Source organism: Rhizobium sp. A37_96 (assembly GCF_053521765.1).
Window position 1 is genome coordinate 534,969 of record NZ_JBNWDS010000002.1, and the last position, 20,119, is coordinate 555,087.

Here is a 20,119-nt window from a genome sequence, read left to right on the forward strand (position 1 = left end):
GAGTCAGTCATGTCGCTCACAACAGCTCTCAATAACGCGCAGGCGATATTCAACAATACCGGCACGCAGAGCAGTGTCGTGTCGAACAATATCGCAAACGCCAGCAACTCGAACTATTCGCGTCGCCAGGCGATGCTGACCACCGACATGGCCGGCGCTCAGGTCGTGAAGATCGACCGCAGCAGCGAGCCGGCACTGCAGAAGGCCTATCTCAGCTCCTCGTCGTCGGACTCGGCGCAGCAGCTGCTTTTGAATGCCTACGGCAACCTTCAGTCGGCAACGCTCGGCGGCAACGACAACGAGATTTCGCCGGCGACCTATCTTTCCGCATTCCAGACCGCGATGCAGACCTTCTCCGGCTCGCCGTCCAGCACGACCGCCGCCCAGTCTGCGATCAATGCCGCGCAGAGCCTGGCCACCTCGCTCAACAACGCGACCTCGGCCGTACAGGACGCCCGCACCGATGCGGACAAGCAGATCAGCTCGGACGTCAGCACGCTGAACAGCCTGCTGAAGCAGTTCCAGACGGCGAATGACGCGGTGAAGTCGGCCACGACCACGGCCGGCCCGACCTCGAGCGCCCTTGCCGATGCGCTCGATCAGCGTGATTCGGTCCTGAACCAGATCTCGCAGATTGTCGGCGTGACCACGGTGACACGCGGCAACAACGACATGGCGCTCTATACGTCGAGCGGCACGACCCTGTTCGAGACCATTCCTCGTACGGTGACGTTTCAGCCGACGAATTCCTATACGGCCAGCACGGTCGGCAACAGCGTCTATATCGACGGCGTTGCCCTCACTCCCGGCCAGGGCGCCAATACGACGGCGCAGGGCAGCCTCCAGGCGGCCTTGCAGGTTCGCGACGACGTGGCGCCGACCTACCAGAAGCAGCTCGACGAGATCGCTCGCGGCCTGGTGACGACGTTTGCGGAAACCAACAGCACCAACTCGACAAAGGCGCCGGGCCTCTTCACCTGGACCGGCGGCACGGTGCCGAGCAGCGCGACGGTCGTCACCGGCCTTGCCGGCTCGATCACGGTCAATCCGGCCGTGGTGACGTCACAGGGCGGCAATCCGAACCTGCTGCGTGACGGCGGCATCAACGGCGCCAACTACGTCGTGAATACAAATGGCGACAGCGGCTACTCGACCCAGCTGGATGCCTACATCACGGCCATGAACACGAAAATGGACTTCGATGCGTCGGCCGGCTCCGATACCAAGGCCAGCCTCATGGATTACGCATCGAGTTCCATCGGCTGGCTCGAAGGGCAGCGCAGCACGGCAACGACCGCGGCCGAAAATACCTCGGCGGCCCTTTCGCGCTCCTCGGGCGCCTATTCGAATGCGACCGGCGTCAATCTCGACGAAGAATTGACGCTGATGATGGATATCGAGCAGTCTTACAAGGCTGGAACGAAGATATTGAACGCTGTCAATGAGATGCTTCAATCGGTACTGGATATTGCGAGCTAAGCTATGAAACTTTCTTTCATTTCGAGCACAGCCATTCAGAACGCCATGCGCCAGACGATCCGTCAGGCGCAGAACGAGATGACGAGTGCCTCGACCGAGGCAACCACGGGTGTCTACGCCGATATCGGCGTTGCACTGGGCAGCAGCACGTCGCTCAGCGTGAACCTGACGCGGGAGGTGTCGCGCATCGACTCCATCCTCAGCAGCAATTCCATCGCGAACCAGCGAATGACCTCCTCGCAAACCGCGTTGAGCGATATGGGAACGCAGGCGCAGAAGCTGATGGATCAGCTGGTGGCGTTGCGCGGCAACACGGACGGCAGCAGCGTGGCGCTGACGCAATCGACGGCAACCTCCACCCTGTCGAGTGTCATCGCGTCCGCCAACACCATGGTCAACGGCGAATATCTCTTTGCCGGCACCAACACCGATGTCCAGCCGATGACGGATAATTCCGCCGCGACGAACACGGCAATCCAGAATGCGCTCACCTCCTACATGGCCGCCCAGACCCCGCCCGTCACCTCGGCGAGCGATCTGACGGGCGACCAGATGAAGGACTTCATCACCACCAAGGTCGAGCCGATGTTCACGTCCGACAGCGGCTGGGCAAGCTGGTCGAGCGCGTCGGATCAGAACATGACGAGCCGCATCAGCAACTCGGAAGTCGTGGAAACCTCGACGAACTCGAATGCCTCCGGTATGCGCTATCTGGCGCTTGCGACCAGCGTGACCAATGCGCTGATGGGCACGACGCCGGCCTTGAGCTCGGACGCACTGAATGCGGTGACCGACCAGGCCATCAGCTATGCGCGCCAGGCGGTGGACGGTTTGAACAGCCAGGCAAGCCAGCTCGGCCTGTCGCAGTCGCGTCTGTCGGATGCGAACACGACGCTGAACGCGCAGAAGACCATTCTCAATACCAGTGTCGGCGACTTGACCGGCGTGGACCCTTACGAGGCTTCGACCAAGGTCAACAGCCTCGAGACACAGCTCGAAACCGCTTATACCATTGTCTCCAAGATCCAGCAGTTAAGCCTTGTAAATTACCTTTGATGATCAAAGGAAGGAATGACCAGGAAGGATGCGTGAATGTATCAGTTCTCATATGCGGAAGTCATGCAAGATGCCGTGGCCGACGCCAAGGAAAGAGAACGGCAAGTTCTGGACCGGTCGGTAGCTCTTCTCTCTGCGGCCCGTGATGCGGGGAAATACGGCCGCGAAGCGATCGAGGCTCTCTTCTATACGCGACGCGTATGGGTGAGCTTCGTCGAGGACCTGAAAAGTCCGGAGAACCAGCTCAATGTCGAATTACGTGCCAACCTAATCTCGATCGCAATCTGGATTTTGAAGGAATGCGATCGAATCCGGCGGCGCCAGTCGGAAAATTATCAAGGCATCATCGATGTCACCACCATCATCAGGGATGGACTTAAATGAAAAGTACGCTTCGCATATCGCTCAAAGCCGGGGAAAAGATCTTTATCAACGGGGCCGTCCTGCGTGTCGATCGCAAGGTTGCTCTGGAATTCCTGAATGATGTGACGTTCCTGCTTGAGAACCATGTACTTCAACCCGAAGACGCGACGACTCCGCTGCGCCAGCTCTACTTCATCGCGCAGATGATCCTCGTCAATCCCGAGGGCAAGGAGCAGTCGACGGCCATGTTCCGGAAGTCGATCGTTATGCTGCTGTCCTGCTTCCACAACGAGGAAGTGCTGGCCGAACTGAAACGTATCGACGGCCTGGTTGCCACCGGCCGCGCCTTCGATGCGCTGAAGGCGATCCGCGGGCTCTACCCGATCGAGGACAATATTCTGAACAATCAGGAAATGCCGGCCGCGACGATCGAGCATATTCGTCGGGAGATCGCTCCATGGCAGCGGTAGACGCCGTCAACAGCAGCAGCGGCAGTTCTTCCAGCGGTTCCTCGCAAAGTGCTGCCGCCGCATCCGCGAGCGCCAGCCTGAACTACAACGACTTCCTGCAGCTTCTCATCGCGCAGATGCAGAATCAGGATCCGACCGATCCTATGGACGCCAGCCAGCAGATTTCGCAGCTGGCGAGCTTCTCCCAGGTCGAGCAGCAGATCCAGACGAACTCGCATCTGGAAACCGTGCTGCAGAACCAGTGGATCTCGCAGGCGTCGGACTATATCGGCAAGCAGATCATGAGTGCCGACGGCAAGACCACGGGCACGATCAAGGAAGTCACAGTCTATACGGACGGCATCATCGCCCAGACCGATGCCGGTGACAAGATCCTGATCCAGGCCGGCGTGACGATTGCCCCGGCCGGCACGACCATTGATACTCCGCCGGCGTCAAGCGATAGTAGCGGCAGTGATTCGTCGGGCACGGATCCGACCAGCGGCTCATGAGGAGCCGCTGAACCGGGAGTGAAAATGTCATGAATGAAGCCGATGCATTGGATATCTTCCAGGCGGCGATCTGGACCGTGCTTGTGGCTTCCGGGCCGGCTGTCGCTGCCGCCATGGTCGTCGGTCTGGTGATCGCCTTGATCCAGGCGCTGACCCAGGTGCAGGAGGCGACTTTGACCTTCGTGCCGAAAATCGTGGCGGTCATGGTCACCATCGGCATTTCGGCTCCGTTCGTCGGCGCGCAGATTTCGATCTTTACCAATCTCGTCTTCTCGCGAATCCAGTCGGGCTTCTAGCGTCAATCCGAAGGCCGGTCCGGCTTTCGGATCGGGCGCATCGAAGGCCGCAGGCCATGCTCGCGCAAGCTTCGACTTTTAAAGGTCGGTTCCAATAGGGCAGGCGGGTCAGCCGTTTGCCTCCTCTCATGAAGAGACGGAACCGGTCGATGGCACAACCACCCGCAATAGCACTTCCCAAAGCCAATCCCAGTGTACGTGATATCGGGTTCGCACTCGGCATCATGGTCATCCTGTGCGTGCTGTTTCTGCCGATTCCGCCGTTTCTGATCGACCTTGGGCTGGCCTTCTCGATCGCATTTTCCGTGTTGATCCTCATGGTGGCGCTCTGGATCAAGAAGCCGCTGGAATTCTCGTCCTTTCCGACGATTCTGCTCATCGCCACCATGACGCGTCTGGCGCTGAACATCGCCACGACGCGCGTCATCCTTTCGCACGGTTATGAAGGGCATGATGCGGCGGGCGGCGTCATCGCGGGCTTTTCCAGCCTTGTGATGTCGGGCGACTTCGTCATCGGTCTGATCGTCTTCCTGATCCTCATCACCATCAACTTCATCGTCATTACCAAGGGTGCGACGCGTATCGCCGAAGTCGGCGCCCGTTTCACCCTGGATGCCATTCCGGGCAAGCAGATGGCGATCGACGCCGACCTTTCTGCCGGCCTGATCGATGAAAAGGAGGCGCAGCGCCGCCGCCGCGAGCTCGAGGAAGAGAGCTCCTTCTTCGGCGCGATGGACGGTGCCTCGAAGTTCGTGCGCGGTGACGCGGTTGCCGGCCTGTTGATCACCTGCATCAACGTTTTCGGCGGCATCATCATCGGCTATTTCCGTCATGGTATGCAGATCGGCCAGGCCGCCGACGTCTTCGTGAAGCTCTCCGTCGGCGACGGTCTGGTGTCGCAGATGCCGGCGCTTATCGTCTCCCTCGCCGCCGGCCTTCTCGTTTCGCGCGGCGGCACCTCCGGCTCCACCGACCAGGCCGTCCTCAACCAGTTGAGCGGCTATCCGCGTGCGCTTGCCGTCTCGGCGGTGCTGATGGGCATCCTGGCCGTCATGCCCGGCATGCCTTTCCTGCCCTTCGTCTTCCTCGGCGGCCTGATGGCGGCCGGCGCCTGGTTCATCCCGCGCCAGATCGAAGCCGAGAACAAGCTGCGCCGCGATGCCGAAGAGCAGAAGGTGATGCAGACGAAGGAGATGGAAAAGGATTCGGTCAAGTCGGTTCTGAAGACCGCCGAGATCGAGCTCGCCCTCGGCAAGATCGTCTCCACCCGCCTGCTCGGCGCCCATCAGGAACTGGCGTTCCGCGTCGGCAAGATGCGCAAGAAGTTCGCAACGCAGTACGGCTTCGTCGTGCCGGAGATCAAGGTGATCGACGACATGGCCATCGCCGACAAGTCGTATCAGATCCGCATCCATGGCACGACGATCGCCTCCAACATGCTGCGCGTCGGCGAAGTGCTCGTCGTCACCGGCTCCGGCCGCAAGCCGACCGTTCCGGGCGACGAGATCCGCGAACCCGCTTTTGGCATGCCTGCCGTCTCCGTTCTCGAAGCTTTCACCGAGGATCTGAAGCGCGAAGGCTTCCAGCCGATCGACAACGTGTCCGTCGTCCTCACCCATATGAGCGAAGTCATTCGCAACAACCTGCCGGCGCTTCTCTCCTATAAGGACGTGAAGATCCTGATCGAGCGTCTCGACCCCGAATACAAGAAGCTTGCTGACGAAATCTGCTCGTCGCACATGTCCTATTCGGGCCTGCAGGCCGTGCTCAAGCTGCTGCTCGCCGAGCGTGTCTCGATCCGCAACCTGCATCTCATCCTCGAAGCCGTCGCCGAGCTGGCGCCGCATGTCCGCAAGACCGAGCAGATCGTCGAGCACGTCCGCGTGCGCATGGCGCAGCAGCTCTGCGGCGATCTGGCCGACAATGGCGTGCTGCGCGTGCTGCGACTCGGCAGCAAATGGGATCTGATCTTCCACCAGGCGCTGAAGCGCGACCAGAAGGGCGAAATCGTCGAATTCGACATCGATCCGCGCAGTCTTGAGGAGTTCAGCGAGCAGGCGGGCAAAGTTATCCGTGAATATATGGATCGCGGCATGCCCTTCGTTCTTGTCACGTCGCCGGAAACACGCTCCTATGTGCGCATGATCATCGAACGCCTGTTCGCGACCCTTCCGGTCTTGTCGCATGTGGAATTGGCCAAGGGGATCGAGATCAAGATTCTAGGTTCGATTTCATGATAACCGACCCCCAGGGGACCGTTCTGGCGCTGTTCGTCGCCTTCTGCCGCATCGGCGGCTGCATGATGGTCCTGCCGGGGTTTTCTTCGGGCCGCGTCCCGGCGCAGATCAGGCTGCTGCTTTCGGTGGCGCTGTCGCTGGCGATCTTGCCGCTGCTCTGGAATACGATCTACCCCGAGGTATCGAAGGGCGACGCGAACTTTATCGGTCTCATCTTCACCGAAGCCGTCATCGGATTGATGTACGGGATCATGGCCCGGATCTACACGCTGGGCCTGCAGTTCGCCGGCACGATCATATCGATGCTGATCGGCTTCAACGCGCCGGCCGGCGCCGATATCATCGAAGATTCGAGCGAGACGTCGCTCACGAGCCTCATCAGCTTTTGCGGGCTCATGATCCTCTTCATCCTCGATTTCCATCACTATGTCCTGCAGGCGCTGGTCGATTCCTATTCGATCATTCCCCTGGGCGGCCACATCGAGCCGCGCGCCGCGCTGATCTCCATCACGGATACGCTGGAGACCACCTTTTTCATCATGCTGCGGCTGGCGAGCCCCTTCCTTCTCTATGGCCTGATGTTCCAGATTTCGATCGGCTTCATCAACAAGCTCGCGCCGCAGATCCCGATCTATTTCATCTCCACGCCGTATCTCCTGATGGGAGGGCTGTTCATGCTCTATCTCAGCATCGCGGCGTTGGTCAGTCAGTTTTCCAATTCGTTCCTTACCGTCTTCAACGGGCATTAGCCCGCGAGCGGAAAGAGGGCGAAGCCCGATTCGGGCGCAGCCGGCAGGTAGATAGGCGATGGCGGAAAAAAACCGTTCTGAAAAACTGAAGCGGCTGGTCGCGGTGCAGCGCCATCTGGAGCGGATCGCGGAAAACGAGCTTGCCGATACGACGCGCCAGCGCCTGGAGGTTACGGAGTCGATGGAGCGTGTCATGGTCGCCATCGGCTCGGTCGATCCCGTGCACATGGCTTTCTCGATCCATTATGCCGAACGCTATGGCCGCCTGATGATCCGGGACCAGCAGCTCGAAAGCATCCAGACGCTGATCCAGATGAAAGTCCAGCAGGAGCGCACCAAGGCAGACCGGCTGGAAGAGCACATGAAGGACGCCCGCGAGCTCGAAACGCGGGAAGCTGACGACAATGCGGTCTACGACATCATCGATCAGCGCTTCGCCGGCGAGACGCCAGCCTCCAGCAAGGTTCAAAAACCATAATCGCCGCGATCATGGGGCAGGATGCGCATCGTTGGGTTGCCGGCCTGCTCTGACATTTTGATTCGATACGTCCTGAAGTGAGCGCCGTGGCGCCCGTTTCAGGGCGTGCGATAGCAGAAGGAGACGTGACGTGGCTATTTCGCCTCCGAGTGATTTGGTCCTCGATGTCGTCAAGGCGGCAAATCCCGCCGATGTCGAGGCTGCGCAGGCCAAGCTTGCCGCCAACCGGGCCGCCTTTGCGGCCACCAGCCTCGCCGAAAACGGCAACGGCTTCGGCGCGGCCGTGGATGCGATGAACAGCGCCGCCACCCAGGCCGGCCTCGCCAACGCCAACACGCATGCAGCGGGCGGAAAGGTGCCGCAGGTCTACCGCAAGTTCGAAGCCATGGTGCTGCAGAATTTCGTGAAGAACATGCTGCCGAGCAGCGAGACCCTCTACGGCAAGGGTTCGGCCGGCGAGATCTGGAAAGGCATGATGGCCGAGCAGATGGGCAACACGCTTGCCAAGAACGGCGGCGTGGGCATCGCCGAGAAGATGTACAAGGAACAGGTCGACAAGATGCGCAATACCGGCGCCATCCACACCGCGACCGATGAGAACGACAAGAAGATGGCGCTCAGCGCGATCACCGATTTTCAGCGCAAGACGCTGGCCGCCAGTGATGCCGACAACGACGGCAACACCAGCATCACCAATCAGAATCCGTTGACGTCCCAGAAAGTATGAGCGAGGTAGCAAACATGGAAATGATGTCGCAGGACTATCGGATCAAGTCTGTGCTTGGCCGCCTTGAGATGATTATCGACAATGAGAACAACCGGATCGGCACCGACCCGGAATTCGATCTCAAGGTATCGAACGCCCACAAGAGCCGTTGCCTCTACGAATTGTCGATGCTGTTCCGCGATACGGATCCGGCCGATCTCGCTTCCGCCCATATCGAGCAGCTGCACGATCTGAAGAAGAAGCTGGTTTTGAACGCCCGCCGTGTCGAAGCTCATCTCGAGGCCGTGCGCGCCGTCGCCGATATCCTCAAGAATGCCGTGCAGAACGCCGATGCGGACGGCACCTATTCGCAGGAGCAATTCCGCGTCCGTGAGGCCGGATGATCAAGCTCGTTCTCACCGGCCTGTGGGTCTGCGCCGTAACATTGGCCTCGGTCTATTTTTCGGTGCAGGTGGCGACGGCGCCCGCGATCAGCCCTGACGACGCCAAGAAGGCGCAGCAGGTGCTTGTCAAGGGCGAATCGATCAACGTTCCCGTCATAGCCAACGGCCAGGTGACCGGCTACTTCCTGACGCGCATTTCCTTCATGATGGAGAAGGGCAAGGCGGCTGCGCTTCAGATACCCCTGCCGGAGCTGACGACGGACGAACTCTTCTCGCTGCTGGTCGGCAACAAGACGATCGACATCGCCAACGCGCAGAATTTCGACGTCGCCGCCTTTCGCACCGATCTGAAGAAGCGGATGAACGAACGGCTCGGGGGCGACTATGTCGCCGACGTGCTGATCGAACAGCTCGACTACCTCTCCAAGGAAGAGACCCATGGCGGGGAAAGCATCGGCAAGAGAACGGTCAAGCCGGTAAAGATCGTGCAGGATGCGGCAAAGGATAAGGTGCCGGCCGAGTAGTATCGCCCCGGCAACGCCATCGTCCCTGCGACCAAAACATGGCCGGCCATGGCTCACAAGCAGCGCCGCGATTAACAAATCCTTACCAGCCGTCAGCAAATCCGATCTTCCTTCCTAACGGAAAGTTGGATTTGTCTTGCTATAAACACCTCCTAGCGATGTCTCGCTGTCGTCTTGCCGATGAACGGTGGATGGGGTATGGCCCCATTGCCACCGATGTCAGGCGCATCAGCGATGTCGGGCTGGAGGTTGTTGGATTGAACCAGGTTGCCGATTTTGCCGTCGTCGCATCCCGCCGCATGATCTTTGATCTGCCGGTCTGCGATCTCGATTGGGACAATGCGCTGACCTTCGTCAGCGAGCTTGCATCCCTGCCGGTCGGGCAGACCTCGATCTCCTTCGTCAATGCCCACAACATGCTGGTGATGCTGCGCGACGAAAGCTATCGCAACGTCCTTGAACGCAATCTGGTGCTCCCGGATGGCGTCGGTCTGGATATCGCCTCGCGCTTCGCTCACGGCGAACCCTTTCCCGCCAATCTGAACGGCACGGATTTCGTGCCCGCGCTGCTGACCTTCATGGAGCGGCCGAAGCGGATCGGCCTCATCGGCGGCAAACGCTCCGTGGTCGAAAAGGCGGCGGAGAAATTTCGCCAGCATGCGCCGTGGCACCAGTTCGTCGTCGTTTCCGATGGCTTCTTCAATCCCGCGAGAAGCAATGCCGTTGCGGCGGAAATCGCCCGCCAGAAGATCGACGTACTGATTGTCGGCATGGGAACGCCGCTGCAGGAAAAATGGGTTGCCGAACATATCGGACCGCAACATGCCCGGCTGGTATTGACCGTCGGCGCTTTGTTCGATTTCGTTTCCGGAACGGTGCCGAGGGCTCCGGCGCTCGTGCGCGCCTTGCGCAGCGAGTGGCTGTTCCGTCTGGTGCTTGAGCCGAGCAGGCTATGGCGGCGTTACATGCTGGGCGTGCCGCTCTTCCTCTACCAGGTTGCGCGGCATCAGTTCGGCCGCAAGGAGCGCGTCCTTCGCGCAGAGCCGCAGCAGCTGCCGCAGCGGCGCATCACCTCTCGAGATAAATTAGCGAGTTAGTATTTGCGGGTGCCGCGTTAACCCTTTATTCGGCATGAAACTTTAGAGTGGGTTAACCATTTGCATTGGTCCCGGACCATGTGCGCGAGATGACCCGCCATGTTTGAAAGCAAAGCCAGAACCGGATTCTACCCAGACGATGCCGAAAGCTTCGAGGTTTCGCGCCGATCGGATCGGCGTGCGCTTGCCTCCGGGCGCGACGATGATGGTTTCGATGGTCCTGCCGGTCTGCATGCTGCCAATTCGGACGATCCGCGCGATGCGGAGCTGCGTGCAATCCTGCGCAGAATGCTGGATGGCGATCCCTATCCAGTGTCGGGCCGGAGAGTGCGGGTAGCGACCGGGCCAAAGCAGGCGCAGCCCGGCGCCGAACACATCGATGACATTCGGCCCTCCCGCTTCGCGGAATACGAACAGGCGGGTGAACAGCTATCCGAGCCCGTGCCGGACCTGCTTGAGTTCGTGCCCGATCTGCTCGAAGGCGTGACAGAGCCCCCGCAACAGGCAGCCGCCATCCCCGTCGCCGCCGAACAAGTATCCCGCGCTGGGCATTGGTCTCTCAGCATCCGCGCGCTCGGCTTCGTCGCCGTAACCGCATTGGCGGGAGCTGCCATCCCCACTCTGCTCGCCTCGCCGCCGCTCTATGTCTCGCAGGCCGTTCTGCATGCGGAAGGCGAGGGAGCCGCGCGCCAGGCATTGCTTGCCGTCGCGGCGAAGCGCGCCGTCGCTCCGTCCGTTCTGTCCGACGTCGTCGCCAGGATGAAGCTCGATCGCGATCCGGAGTTCACCGGCGCACGCGCCGGCGCTCTCGGGGTTGCTGCCGAGCTCCTGTCCGGCAGCGGCGGCGCGTCCGATGCGCCCTCCCGCGCGCAGGCGGCTCTGCGCAAAGCTATTGCCGTCGGCACGGATGGCCAGACCGGCCTCATGCGATTGATCGTCACCAGCGGCGATCCTGCCGGGTCGGCCGATATCGCCAATCGGCTGGCTGCCGCCACTCTCAACGACGCCGCTGTCTTGAAGGCCGCCGGCACCTCGCTCGGCGTCGAAACGGCGGTCGACCGCAGCCGCAAGGAATTCGACAGCGCCTCGGCCGCCCTTGCCGAATTCAAGGCGCGCTACGGTGAGGACAAGATTGCCGCCGCACTCGCACTGCAGCAGCAGCGCCAGCAATTGGATGGCGATATCAAGGCGGCCGATCTGGCCGTGCGCTCCGCCAGAGCCCGCCTCATGGCGGCGAAATCGGCCACGCCGGCATCCGTGCTAAGCGGCGCTCTGTCGAGCGATCTCTCCTCCGCTGGACTTGACGATCTGCGGAGCCGTTACAGTGCCGCCAGGGCGCAGCTTTCCCAGCTTTCGGTGCAGCTCGGTCCGCGCCATCCGCGTCTGCTTGCGCAGCAGGCAACCGTCGATGATCTTGCCGCCAATATCCGCAGCCAGTTGCAGCGGCTCGCCGTCAGCAGCGAAGCCGATGTGAAGGCGGCGCTGGAAAAGCAGGCGGCTCTCTCGGCGCAAATGACCGCCGCCGTTCAGAAAAGCGGCGATATCGATCTTGGCCGCCTTGCGCAGCTGCAGGATGCGGTTGCCGCCGCGCAGGGCCGCTATGAGGCCGACCAGCAGAGTGCAGTCCTGACGGCGCCCGACGTCAGGCCGCCACTGACGGTCCTGTCTCAAGCGGTCGCATCCGCCGCGCCGCTGGACGATCATCTCGCCAGCAATCAGGCAATCGGTTTCCTTGCAGGTCTCGGCCTGGCGCTTTGCGCCGTGTTCCTGCGCAAGGCCTTTGCCGGCGCCGAGCCCGCGCCGGACCATGCGGCCGATGAAAACCTCATGCCGCCGTCTCCTGCTTTGCATCACGACCAGGGCGTGGAACTTTCGCCATTTTCCGACACCGCGTCCGAACCATCGCTCCTCCTCGCTCCGGAGACTGAAAACCGGCCCGATGTCGCGGATGAGTGGGTCCGTATCCAGCAGGAGCTCGCGTTCCTGCGCGCCAAGGTCGAAACCTATGCCGCACGCAGGCATCAGGAACGCGGCTGATTGCCTCATTGTTTTCCCTTGCAATTACCGCTTTCAGACACCATAGGGCGTTAGCGGGCAAATCCGCCGGGCCGATGGCTTGTAGATTGCCTCCGAATTCATGATCGGGAGACGAGCGTGACGACAGTGATCGACGGGAAGAAAGCGGCTGCTTCGGTGATCGAGGCTGTAAAGGCTGCGGCGGCAGGGCTTGAGAAGGAAGCCGGTGTGAAGACGGGGCTTGCGGTCGTCATCGTCGGTGACGATCCGGCCAGCCATACCTATGTCGGCGCCAAGGGCCGGATGGCCAAGGAATGCGGCTTCAATTCCATCCAGCACACGCTGCCCGCCGAAACGACGCAAGGCGAGGTCGCGAACCTGGTGCAGTCGCTGAACGAAGATCCCTCCATCCACGGCATTCTGGTGCAGCTGCCGCTGCCGAAGCATCTGGATTCGGATGCGATCATCCAGTCGATCCGGCCGGAGAAGGATGTCGACGGCCTGCATGTCGTCAATGCCGGCAAGCTTGCGACCGGCGATCTGGCAACCGGCCTGATCTCATGCACGCCGGCCGGCGCCATGCTGCTGGTGCGCTCCATTCATGGCGAGGACCTGTCCGGTTTGAATGCCGTCGTGATCGGCCGCTCCAACCTGTTCGGCAAGCCGATGGCGCAATTGCTGCTCAACGCCAACGCGACGGTGACGACGGCGCATTCGCGCACGAAGGACCTGGCGTCCGTGGCGCGGGGTGCCGATATTCTGGTGGCGGCCGTCGGCCGGCCGGAGATGGTGAAGGCGGACTGGGTGAAGCCGGGCGCGACAGTCATCGATGTCGGCATCAACCGTATCGATGCGCCGGAGCGTGGCGAGGGCAAGAGCCGTCTGGTCGGCGATGTCGCCTATGCCGAAGCATCCGAAGTCGCTGCAGCCATCACGCCGGTTCCGGGTGGTGTCGGGCCGATGACGATCGCCATGCTGATGGCCAATACCGTCATCGCGGCCCATCGCGTCGCGGGTAAGACGCCGCCGAAGTTTTAAGCCGTCGTCAATCGGGCGGCGCGACGCCGGTCGAGGCGCGAACGATCAATTCCGCTTTCCATAGCTCCTGCGCGGGGAACGTCTCCGTGTGCTTGATTTCGCCGATCAGCCGCTCGGCGATGCGCACGCCTGCGGCCCGCAGCGACGAGCGGGTGGTCGTCAGCGGCACGGTGAAGTTTTCCGGCTTGAGCAAGGTCAATACGTCGTCGTGGGCGATCATCGAAATGTCTTCGCCCAGCCTGAGCTTCGCCTGGTTGATGGCGCGAACGGCGCCGAGCGCCAGCACGGTACTGGAGCAGAGCACGGCTGTCGGGCGTTTCTCCAGTTGCAGGATGCGCTCCATCGCAAGCAAACCCTGTTCGTCGGTCATCGGCGTGTGGCTGACGCAGGCCTCGTCCAGCGTCAGGCCTCGTTCCGCGAGAGCGGCTTCCATGCCGTTCATTCGGCGAATGGCAAAATCGAGAAAGATCGGGCCATTGATCAGGGCAAAGCGCCGATGCCCGAGCTGCAGAAGCAGCTTCGTGGCATCATAGAAGGCGGCTTCGTTGTCGAGGTCGAGGAAGGGGTAGTCGGGCTCGGAACCGATCGACCGTCCATGCACGAGGAAGGGAGTGGACAGCGTTTTCAGCATTTCCAGCCGCGGATCGTGTCCGCGCATATAGTTGACGAACAGGGCATCGACATTGCCGCTGGCCGCCAGCCGTTTCAGAGCGCCGACTTCGTCGTTCGGATCGGCAGGGGTCAGCACGAAATGAAAATCGTGGCGCAAGGCCTCTTCGCCGAGCCCCGTCAGGAATTCGCTGAAATGCGCGTCGGAGGAGTTGCCGGGCGACGTCGGCATCACCAGGCCGATCGAGCCGGCCTTGCCGGTCGCAAGCCTCTGCGCCGCTTTGTTGGGGCGATAGCCGGTTTCTCGAACCGCTTTGAGAACGCGTTCGCGAGTCTCGTGATTGACTTCGGGATATCCGTTCAAAGCTCGGCTGACTGTCGTCTGCGACAGCCCGAGCATTTGCGATAGCTGTTTCAGATTCACGGTATTTCGGCTCCTCCAACTGCCTGCCGCTCAGAGCCGAGACCTGCCTCCCGAAAAGTCTCAGGCTTTCAAAGCGCTTTCAAGTATGTAGCAAGAGGTGCCCGCGAGACAAGACGAATAGCGAAATATTCGCTCCTATTTTATGCTGCGGCGCGGTGGAATAGTGTGATTAATAGCCGAAATCTGAAAATCGCTTGACTTTATCCCTCGCGCAATGGATGACAGAGGTAGCCAAAGCGCTTTGAGGAATGGAGCGCGCAGCACAAAACAGTGTTTGGGCTCATGGGTCTTGTTATTTGGGAGGACAACCGCATGAAAAAAATGTTTTTGATGACCGTCGCCGCCGCCGCTCTGATGGCCGGTTCGGCGATGGCGGCCGATCTGAAGTTCCAGCCTGGCCAGGACTCCAAATTCAACTGGAAGAGCTACGACGATTTCAAGGCCGGCCATGCCGACCTCAAGGGCGAAACGCTCACCATCTTCGGCCCCTGGCGCGGCGAGGACGAGGCGCTCTTTACCAGCGTCCTGAATTATTTCACCGAAGCGACCGGCGTGGACGCCAAATATTCGTCCTCTGAAAACTACGAGCAGCAGATTGTCATCGACACGCAGGCCGGCTCGCCGCCGAACGTCGCCATCCTGCCGCAGCCGGGCCTTTTCGCCAATCTCGCCAGCAAGGGCTATCTGACGCCGCTCGGCGATGATCTGGCTGGCTGGGTCAAGACCAACTACGGCGCCGGCGACAGCTGGGTCGGCTACGGCACCTACCAGGGCAAGGACGGCAAGAGTGCCTTCTATGCCTTCCCCTACAAGGCCGACCTGAAGTCGCTGGTCTGGTACGTTCCGGAAAACTTCGAAGAAGCCGGCTACAAGGTCCCGACCACGATGGAGGATCTGCTCAAGCTTTCGGACCAGATCGTCAAGGACGGCGGCACGCCCTGGTGCATCGGCCTCGGTTCGGGCGGCGCGACCGGCTGGCCGGCAACCGACTGGGTCGAAGACCTGATGCTGCGCCTGAACGCGCCGCAGGACTACGATCACTGGGTCGATAACTCGCTGAAGTTCAACGACCCGAAGGTCGTCGCCGCGATCGAGGAATTCGGCAAGTTTGCGAAGAACCCGAAATATGTCGCCGGTGGCGTCGCGGCCGTGGCCTCGACCGACTTCCGCGACAGCCCGAAGGGTCTCTTCACCGTTCCGCCGAAGTGCTACCTGCACAAGCAGGCATCCTTCATTCCGTCCTTCTTCCCGGATGGCACGAAGCTCGGCCAGGACGCGGACTTCTTCTACTTCCCGCCCTACGCCGCGCATCCCGAGCTTGGCAAGCCGGTCGAAGGTGCCGGCACGCTGGCAGCCATCACCAAGGATTCCAAGGCCGCCCGCGCCTTCATCCAGTTCCTGCAGACTCCGATCGCCCAGGAAATCTGGATGGCTCAGTCTGGCTTCCTGACGCCGTACAAGGGTGTGAATACCGCCGCTTATGCCAACGACACCCTCCGCAAGGAAGGCGAGATCCTGACCTCGGCCACCACCTTCCGCTTCGACGGTTCCGACCTGATGCCCGGCAAGATCGGCGCAGGCTCGTTCTGGACGGGCATGGTGGATTTCGTCGGCGGCAAGTCCGCACAGGATGTTGCCGACGGGATCCAGAAGTCCTGGGATGCCATCAAGTAAGACATCGTGACCCAAGCGCCGCCGGTAAAAAACCGGCGGCGTCATCAGCATTCAACGGCGCGCCTTCATGCGCAGCCGATGTCGGACGGGTGGCCTAAATCAGGCAAATTCGGGGAGGGATGAATGTTTTCGCAGATCGTATCGGCGATTGGCGCCATGATATTCGGCGTTGCCGTTTGCGCCGCCTATTTCTGGTTCTCCAACAAGTTCTTGGATTTGATTTTTCCGGCCCGGGAGGGGGACGACGTTCATCAGGCCGCCGTCAACCTCCGGCGCCGCGGCCTCATCCGCCCCTGGCTGTTCCTGGGGCCGGCGCTGATCCTGCTCGTCGTTTATCTGGTCTATCCCGTCGTGGCGACCTTCATCCTGTCCTTCTACGGGCCGGACGGCAGCAAGTTCGTCGGCGGCGCCAACTATATCTGGGCCGTCAACGACACCGAATTCCGCCAGTCCATCTTCAACAACATCCTCTGGCTCGCCGTGGTGCCGGCCGCCTGCACCTTCTTCGGCCTCGTCATCGCCGTCATGACCGACCGCATCTGGTGGGGTAACATCGCCAAGGCCGTCATCTTCATGCCGATGGCCATCTCCTTCGTCGGCGCCTCGGTCATCTGGAAGTTCATCTACGAATATCGCGGCGGCACCGACGCGCAGATCGGCCTGCTCAACGCGATCGTCCAGCTCTTCGGCGGCACGCCGGAAGTCTGGATAACCATTCCCTTCTGGAACAACTTCTTCCTCATGGTCATGCTGATCTGGATCCAGACCGGTTTTGCCATGGTCATCCTCTCGGCGGCGCTGCGCGGCATTCCGGAGGAAACCATCGAGGCCGCCGTCATCGATGGCGCCAACGGCTGGCAGATCTTCTGGAAGATCATGGTGCCGCAGGTCTGGGGCACGATCGCCACGGTCTGGACCACCATCACCATCCTCGTCCTCAAGGTGTTCGACATCGTGCTGACCATGACCAACGGCCAGTGGAACACGATGGTGCTTGCCAACCTGATGTTCAACTGGATGTTCCGCGGGGGCGGCGATTCCGGCCGAAGCGCTGTTATCGCGCTCATCATCATGGTCGCGGTCACGCCGATCATGATCTGGAACATCCGCCGTGCAAACGCTGAAACGAAGGGGCGCTGACATGATTGGAAATCTCGGTCGCATCGGTCCCGCCCGCATCTTCGTTCATGCCGCGGTGCTGCTCATCGTTCTCCTCTGGCTGCTGCCGACGCTTGGCATCTTCGTCACCGCGCTGCGCGACAAGGATCAGATCGTCGCCTCGGGCTGGTGGACGGCGTTTGCCGGCTCATCGCAAACGGCAGCCGTCCGTCTCGACGGCCCCGACAAGGCAAAGCAGGATGGCCCCAATTACGTCATCGCCGGTACGGTTGCCGGAGAAGGCAACAGCGGCGCCGGCAGGATCCAGTCCTTCGGCCTGCGCGTGCAGGAGCCGGCAGCCTACAAGGTCGGTTCATCCGCCGATCTCGGCAATGGCGAAACCCTTACCGTCAATGCGGACGGCAGCTATCGCTATCAGAAGACCGGTCCCTTCGAAGCGGATGCGCGCAGCAAGCGCGTCTACCTGACGATCGCCACGCCGCCGCAATTCACCTTCGACAATTATCGCAGCGTGCTGGGCGGCGAGGGCATCGGCCAGTCCTTCATCAATTCGCTGACGGTGACGATCCCCGCGACCGTCATTCCGATCCTGATCGCCGCCTTTGCCGCCTATGCGCTGGCCTGGATGGAATTTCCCGGCCGCGCGATCCTGATCGCGCTCGTCGTCGGGCTGATCGTCGTGCCGCTGCAGATGTCGCTGATCCCGCTTCTGCGTATCTATAACGAGATCGGTCAGCTCTTCGGCGTGCCGTCGAAGACCTATCCTGGCATCTGGATGGCGCATACGGCTTTCGGCCTGCCGCTCGCCATCTATCTGCTGCGCAATTACATTGCCGGCCTCCCCAGGGAGATCATCGAGTCCGCCCGCGTCGATGGCGCCAGCGATTTCGATATCTTCGTCAAGATCATCCTGCCGCTGTCCTTCCCGGCGCTGGCCTCCTTCGCGATCTTCCAGTTCCTCTGGGTGTGGAACGACCTCTTGATCGCGATGGTGTTCCTCGGTACGGACAAAGATCACCTGGTTCTGACGGCCGCCCTGAACGCGCTGTTGGGCTCTCGTGGCGGCAACTGGGAGATCCTGACGGCCTCGGCCTTCGTCACCATCATTATTCCGCTCCTCGTCTTCTTCGGTCTGCAGCGCTATCTCGTGCGCGGTCTGCTCGCCGGGTCGGTGAAGGGGGGCTGATCCAAGATTATTCCATCGAGACAGGACCTATTCAGATGAGCATCGCTCCTCAAGCAACTTCGGCAGTTGATAAGGACTGGTGGCGCGGCGCCGTGATCTATCAGATCTATCCGCGCTCCTATCAGGACTCCAACGGCGACGGCATCGGCGATCTCAAGGGCATCGCCGTTCGCCTGCCGCATGTCGCCGCACTCGGCGTCGATGCCATCTGGATTTCGCCCTTCTTCACGTCGCCGATGCGCGATTTCGGCTACGACGTCTCCAACTACGAGGACGTCGATCCGATCTTCGGCACGTTGGCCGATTTCGATGCGATGATGACCGAAGCCCATCGCCTCGGCATCAAGGTGATGATCGACCTGGTGATGTCGCACAGCTCGGACCGCCATCCCTGGTTCGTCGAAAGCCGCTCGAGCAAGAACAATCCGAAGGCCGACTGGTATGTCTGGGCCGATGCCAAGCCGGACGGCACGCCGCCCAACAACTGGCTGTCGATCTTCGGCGGTTCGGCCTGGGCCTGGGATCCGACCCGCATGCAATATTACATGCACAACTTCCTGACGTCGCAGCCGGATCTGAACCTGCACAATCCGGAAGTGCAGGACCGGCTGCTGGATGTCGTGCGCTTCTGGCTCGACCGTGGCGTCGACGGCTTCCGCCTCGATACCATCAACTTCTATTTCCACGACAAGGAACTGCGCGACAATCCGGCGCTGGAGCCGGCCCGTCGCAACGCGTCCACCGCGCCGGCGGTCAATCCCTATAATTTCCAGGAGCACATCTACGACAAGAACCGCCCCGAGAACCTGGAATTCCTGAAGCGCTTCCGCGCCGTGCTCGACGAATATCCGGCCATTGCCGCCGTCGGCGAAGTGGGAGACAGCCAGCGCGGCCTCGAAATCGTCGGCGAGTACACCTCCGGCGGCGACAAGATGCACATGTGCTACGCTTTCGAATTCCTGGCGCCCGATGCCTTGTCGCCGGATCGCGTCGAGGAAGTCATGAAGGATTTCGCCGCCGCCGCCCCCGAGGGCTGGGCCTGCTGGGCCTTCTCCAACCACGACGTCGTGCGCCATGTCAGCCGCTGGGGCAATCTGGTCGCCGATCGCGATGCCTTCGCCAAGCTCTATGCGGCGCTGCTGCTAACCTTGCGCGGTTCCGTCTGCATGTATCAGGGCGAGGAACTGGCGTTGACGGAAGCCGATCTCGCCTATCAGGATCTGCAGGACCCCTACGGCATCCAGTTCTGGCCGGAGTTTAAGGGCCGTGACGGCTGCCGCACGCCCATGGTCTGGGACAGCCAGGTTGCCCAGGGCGGCTTTTCCACCGTGAAGCCCTGGCTGCCGGTGCCTGTCGAGCACATCCTGCGCGCCGTCAATGTCCAGCAGGGCGATGAGAATTCGGTGCTGGAGCAGTACCGCCGCTTCCTCGCCTTCCGCAAGCAGCATCCGGCGTTCGCCAAGGGCGAGATCGCGTTTTCGGAGCCGCAGGGCGATGTGCTCGTCTACACCCGCAGCTACGCCGGCGAGACCATTCTCTGCGTCTTCAACATGAGCCCCGTCGAAACGCTGGCCGCCCTGCCTGAGGGCAACTGGCAGGCATTGACGGGTCATGGCTTTACCAGCAACAACTACGGCAACAAGATCGATATTCCGGCCTGGGGCGCTTATTTCGCGCGTCTTGCCTGAACCTTTGGGAGGAGG

The 20,119-nt window shown here is 61.2% G+C and carries 20 protein-coding genes; 19 read left to right on the forward strand and 1 reads right to left on the reverse strand.

The annotated features are described in order from the left end of the window. Positions 1-9: 9 nt before the first annotated feature. From flgK to folD, 15 genes are all read left to right on the forward strand, one after another. Positions 10-1,479 carry a flagellar hook-associated protein FlgK gene (flgK, locus tag ACQZ6J_RS09060; protein WP_163984682.1) on the forward strand — a complete coding sequence of 490 codons (1,470 nt, stop codon included), beginning with the start codon at positions 10-12 and terminating at the stop codon, positions 1,477-1,479. Positions 1,480-1,482: 3 nt separating this feature from the next. Further along, positions 1,483-2,535 carry a flagellar hook-associated family protein gene (locus ACQZ6J_RS09065; RefSeq protein WP_449083489.1) on the forward strand — a complete coding sequence of 351 codons (1,053 nt, stop codon included), beginning with the start codon at positions 1,483-1,485 and terminating at the stop codon, positions 2,533-2,535. Between the two features lie 36 nt (positions 2,536-2,571). Continuing rightward, positions 2,572-2,919, forward strand: a complete 348-nt coding sequence (flaF, locus tag ACQZ6J_RS09070) for a flagellar biosynthesis regulator FlaF (RefSeq protein ID WP_034513663.1) — start codon at positions 2,572-2,574, stop codon at positions 2,917-2,919. After that, positions 2,916-3,368: a flagellar biosynthesis repressor FlbT gene (flbT, locus tag ACQZ6J_RS09075; RefSeq protein WP_163984680.1), complete on the forward strand. Its 453-nt coding sequence runs from the start codon at positions 2,916-2,918 to the stop codon at positions 3,366-3,368. Before flaF ends, flbT begins: the two co-directional genes overlap by 4 nt. Then, complete coding sequence (gene flgD, locus ACQZ6J_RS09080) at positions 3,356-3,859, forward strand: flagellar hook assembly protein FlgD (RefSeq protein ID WP_163984679.1); 504 nt, start codon at positions 3,356-3,358, stop codon at positions 3,857-3,859. The genes flbT and flgD overlap by 13 nt, the downstream gene beginning before the upstream one ends. Before the next feature lie 29 nt (positions 3,860-3,888). After that, positions 3,889-4,155: a flagellar biosynthesis protein FliQ gene (fliQ, locus tag ACQZ6J_RS09085; RefSeq protein WP_106996636.1), complete on the forward strand. Its 267-nt coding sequence runs from the start codon at positions 3,889-3,891 to the stop codon at positions 4,153-4,155. Between the two features lie 149 nt (positions 4,156-4,304). Then, positions 4,305-6,392, forward strand: coding sequence for a flagellar biosynthesis protein FlhA (gene flhA, locus ACQZ6J_RS09090; RefSeq protein ID WP_163984678.1), 2,088 nt, complete (start codon positions 4,305-4,307; stop codon positions 6,390-6,392). Further along, positions 6,389-7,141, forward strand: a complete 753-nt coding sequence (fliR, locus tag ACQZ6J_RS09095; protein ID WP_163984677.1) for a flagellar biosynthetic protein FliR — start codon at positions 6,389-6,391, stop codon at positions 7,139-7,141. Before flhA ends, fliR begins: the two co-directional genes overlap by 4 nt. A gap of 58 nt (positions 7,142-7,199) precedes the next feature. Further along, positions 7,200-7,619 carry a hypothetical protein gene (locus ACQZ6J_RS09100; RefSeq protein WP_163984676.1) on the forward strand — a complete coding sequence of 140 codons (420 nt, stop codon included), beginning with the start codon at positions 7,200-7,202 and terminating at the stop codon, positions 7,617-7,619. A 130-nt stretch (positions 7,620-7,749) separates the two neighbouring features. Then, on the forward strand, positions 7,750-8,346 hold the full coding sequence (locus tag ACQZ6J_RS09105; protein ID WP_449083493.1) for a rod-binding protein: 597 nt from the start codon (positions 7,750-7,752) through the stop codon (positions 8,344-8,346). Positions 8,347-8,360: 14 nt separating this feature from the next. Next, positions 8,361-8,729: a hypothetical protein gene (locus ACQZ6J_RS09110; RefSeq protein WP_163985153.1), complete on the forward strand. Its 369-nt coding sequence runs from the start codon at positions 8,361-8,363 to the stop codon at positions 8,727-8,729. Further along, positions 8,726-9,253: a hypothetical protein gene (locus ACQZ6J_RS09115; RefSeq protein WP_163984674.1), complete on the forward strand. Its 528-nt coding sequence runs from the start codon at positions 8,726-8,728 to the stop codon at positions 9,251-9,253. The genes ACQZ6J_RS09110 and ACQZ6J_RS09115 overlap by 4 nt, the downstream gene beginning before the upstream one ends. Before the next feature lie 257 nt (positions 9,254-9,510). Further along, on the forward strand, positions 9,511-10,350 hold the full coding sequence (locus tag ACQZ6J_RS09120) for a WecB/TagA/CpsF family glycosyltransferase (RefSeq protein ID WP_163985152.1): 840 nt from the start codon (positions 9,511-9,513) through the stop codon (positions 10,348-10,350). Between the two features lie 99 nt (positions 10,351-10,449). Then, the gene (locus ACQZ6J_RS09125) at positions 10,450-12,387 is read left to right on the forward strand and encodes a succinoglycan biosynthesis transport protein (RefSeq protein ID WP_449083495.1); all 1,938 of its coding nucleotides are present in this window, start codon (positions 10,450-10,452) and stop codon (positions 12,385-12,387) included. Positions 12,388-12,504: 117 nt separating this feature from the next. Further along, positions 12,505-13,404 (forward strand): bifunctional methylenetetrahydrofolate dehydrogenase/methenyltetrahydrofolate cyclohydrolase FolD, encoded by a 900-nt coding sequence (gene folD / locus ACQZ6J_RS09130; protein ID WP_449083497.1) that lies wholly within the window; start codon positions 12,505-12,507, stop codon positions 13,402-13,404. A 7-nt stretch (positions 13,405-13,411) separates the two neighbouring features. Here folD and ACQZ6J_RS09135 read toward each other — a convergent pair whose 3' ends face one another. Beyond that, the gene (locus tag ACQZ6J_RS09135) at positions 13,412-14,437 is read right to left on the reverse strand and encodes a LacI family DNA-binding transcriptional regulator (RefSeq protein ID WP_449083499.1); all 1,026 of its coding nucleotides are present in this window, start codon (positions 14,435-14,437) and stop codon (positions 13,412-13,414) included. 312 nt (positions 14,438-14,749) lie between these two features. Between ACQZ6J_RS09135 and ACQZ6J_RS09140 the strand changes: the two genes are divergently transcribed. From ACQZ6J_RS09140 to bglA, 4 genes are all read left to right on the forward strand, one after another. Beyond that, positions 14,750-16,111, forward strand: a complete 1,362-nt coding sequence (locus tag ACQZ6J_RS09140; protein WP_163984670.1) for an ABC transporter substrate-binding protein — start codon at positions 14,750-14,752, stop codon at positions 16,109-16,111. A 123-nt stretch (positions 16,112-16,234) separates the two neighbouring features. Next, positions 16,235-17,251, forward strand: coding sequence for a carbohydrate ABC transporter permease (locus ACQZ6J_RS09145; RefSeq protein WP_163984669.1), 1,017 nt, complete (start codon positions 16,235-16,237; stop codon positions 17,249-17,251). Between the two features lies 1 nt (position 17,252). Continuing rightward, positions 17,253-18,416: a carbohydrate ABC transporter permease gene (locus ACQZ6J_RS09150; RefSeq protein WP_163984668.1), complete on the forward strand. Its 1,164-nt coding sequence runs from the start codon at positions 17,253-17,255 to the stop codon at positions 18,414-18,416. A gap of 35 nt (positions 18,417-18,451) precedes the next feature. Beyond that, entirely contained in the window at positions 18,452-20,104 is a 1,653-nt protein-coding gene (gene bglA, locus ACQZ6J_RS09155; protein WP_449083502.1) for a beta-galactosidase BglA, read from the forward strand. The last annotated feature ends 15 nt before the right edge of the window (positions 20,105-20,119 follow it).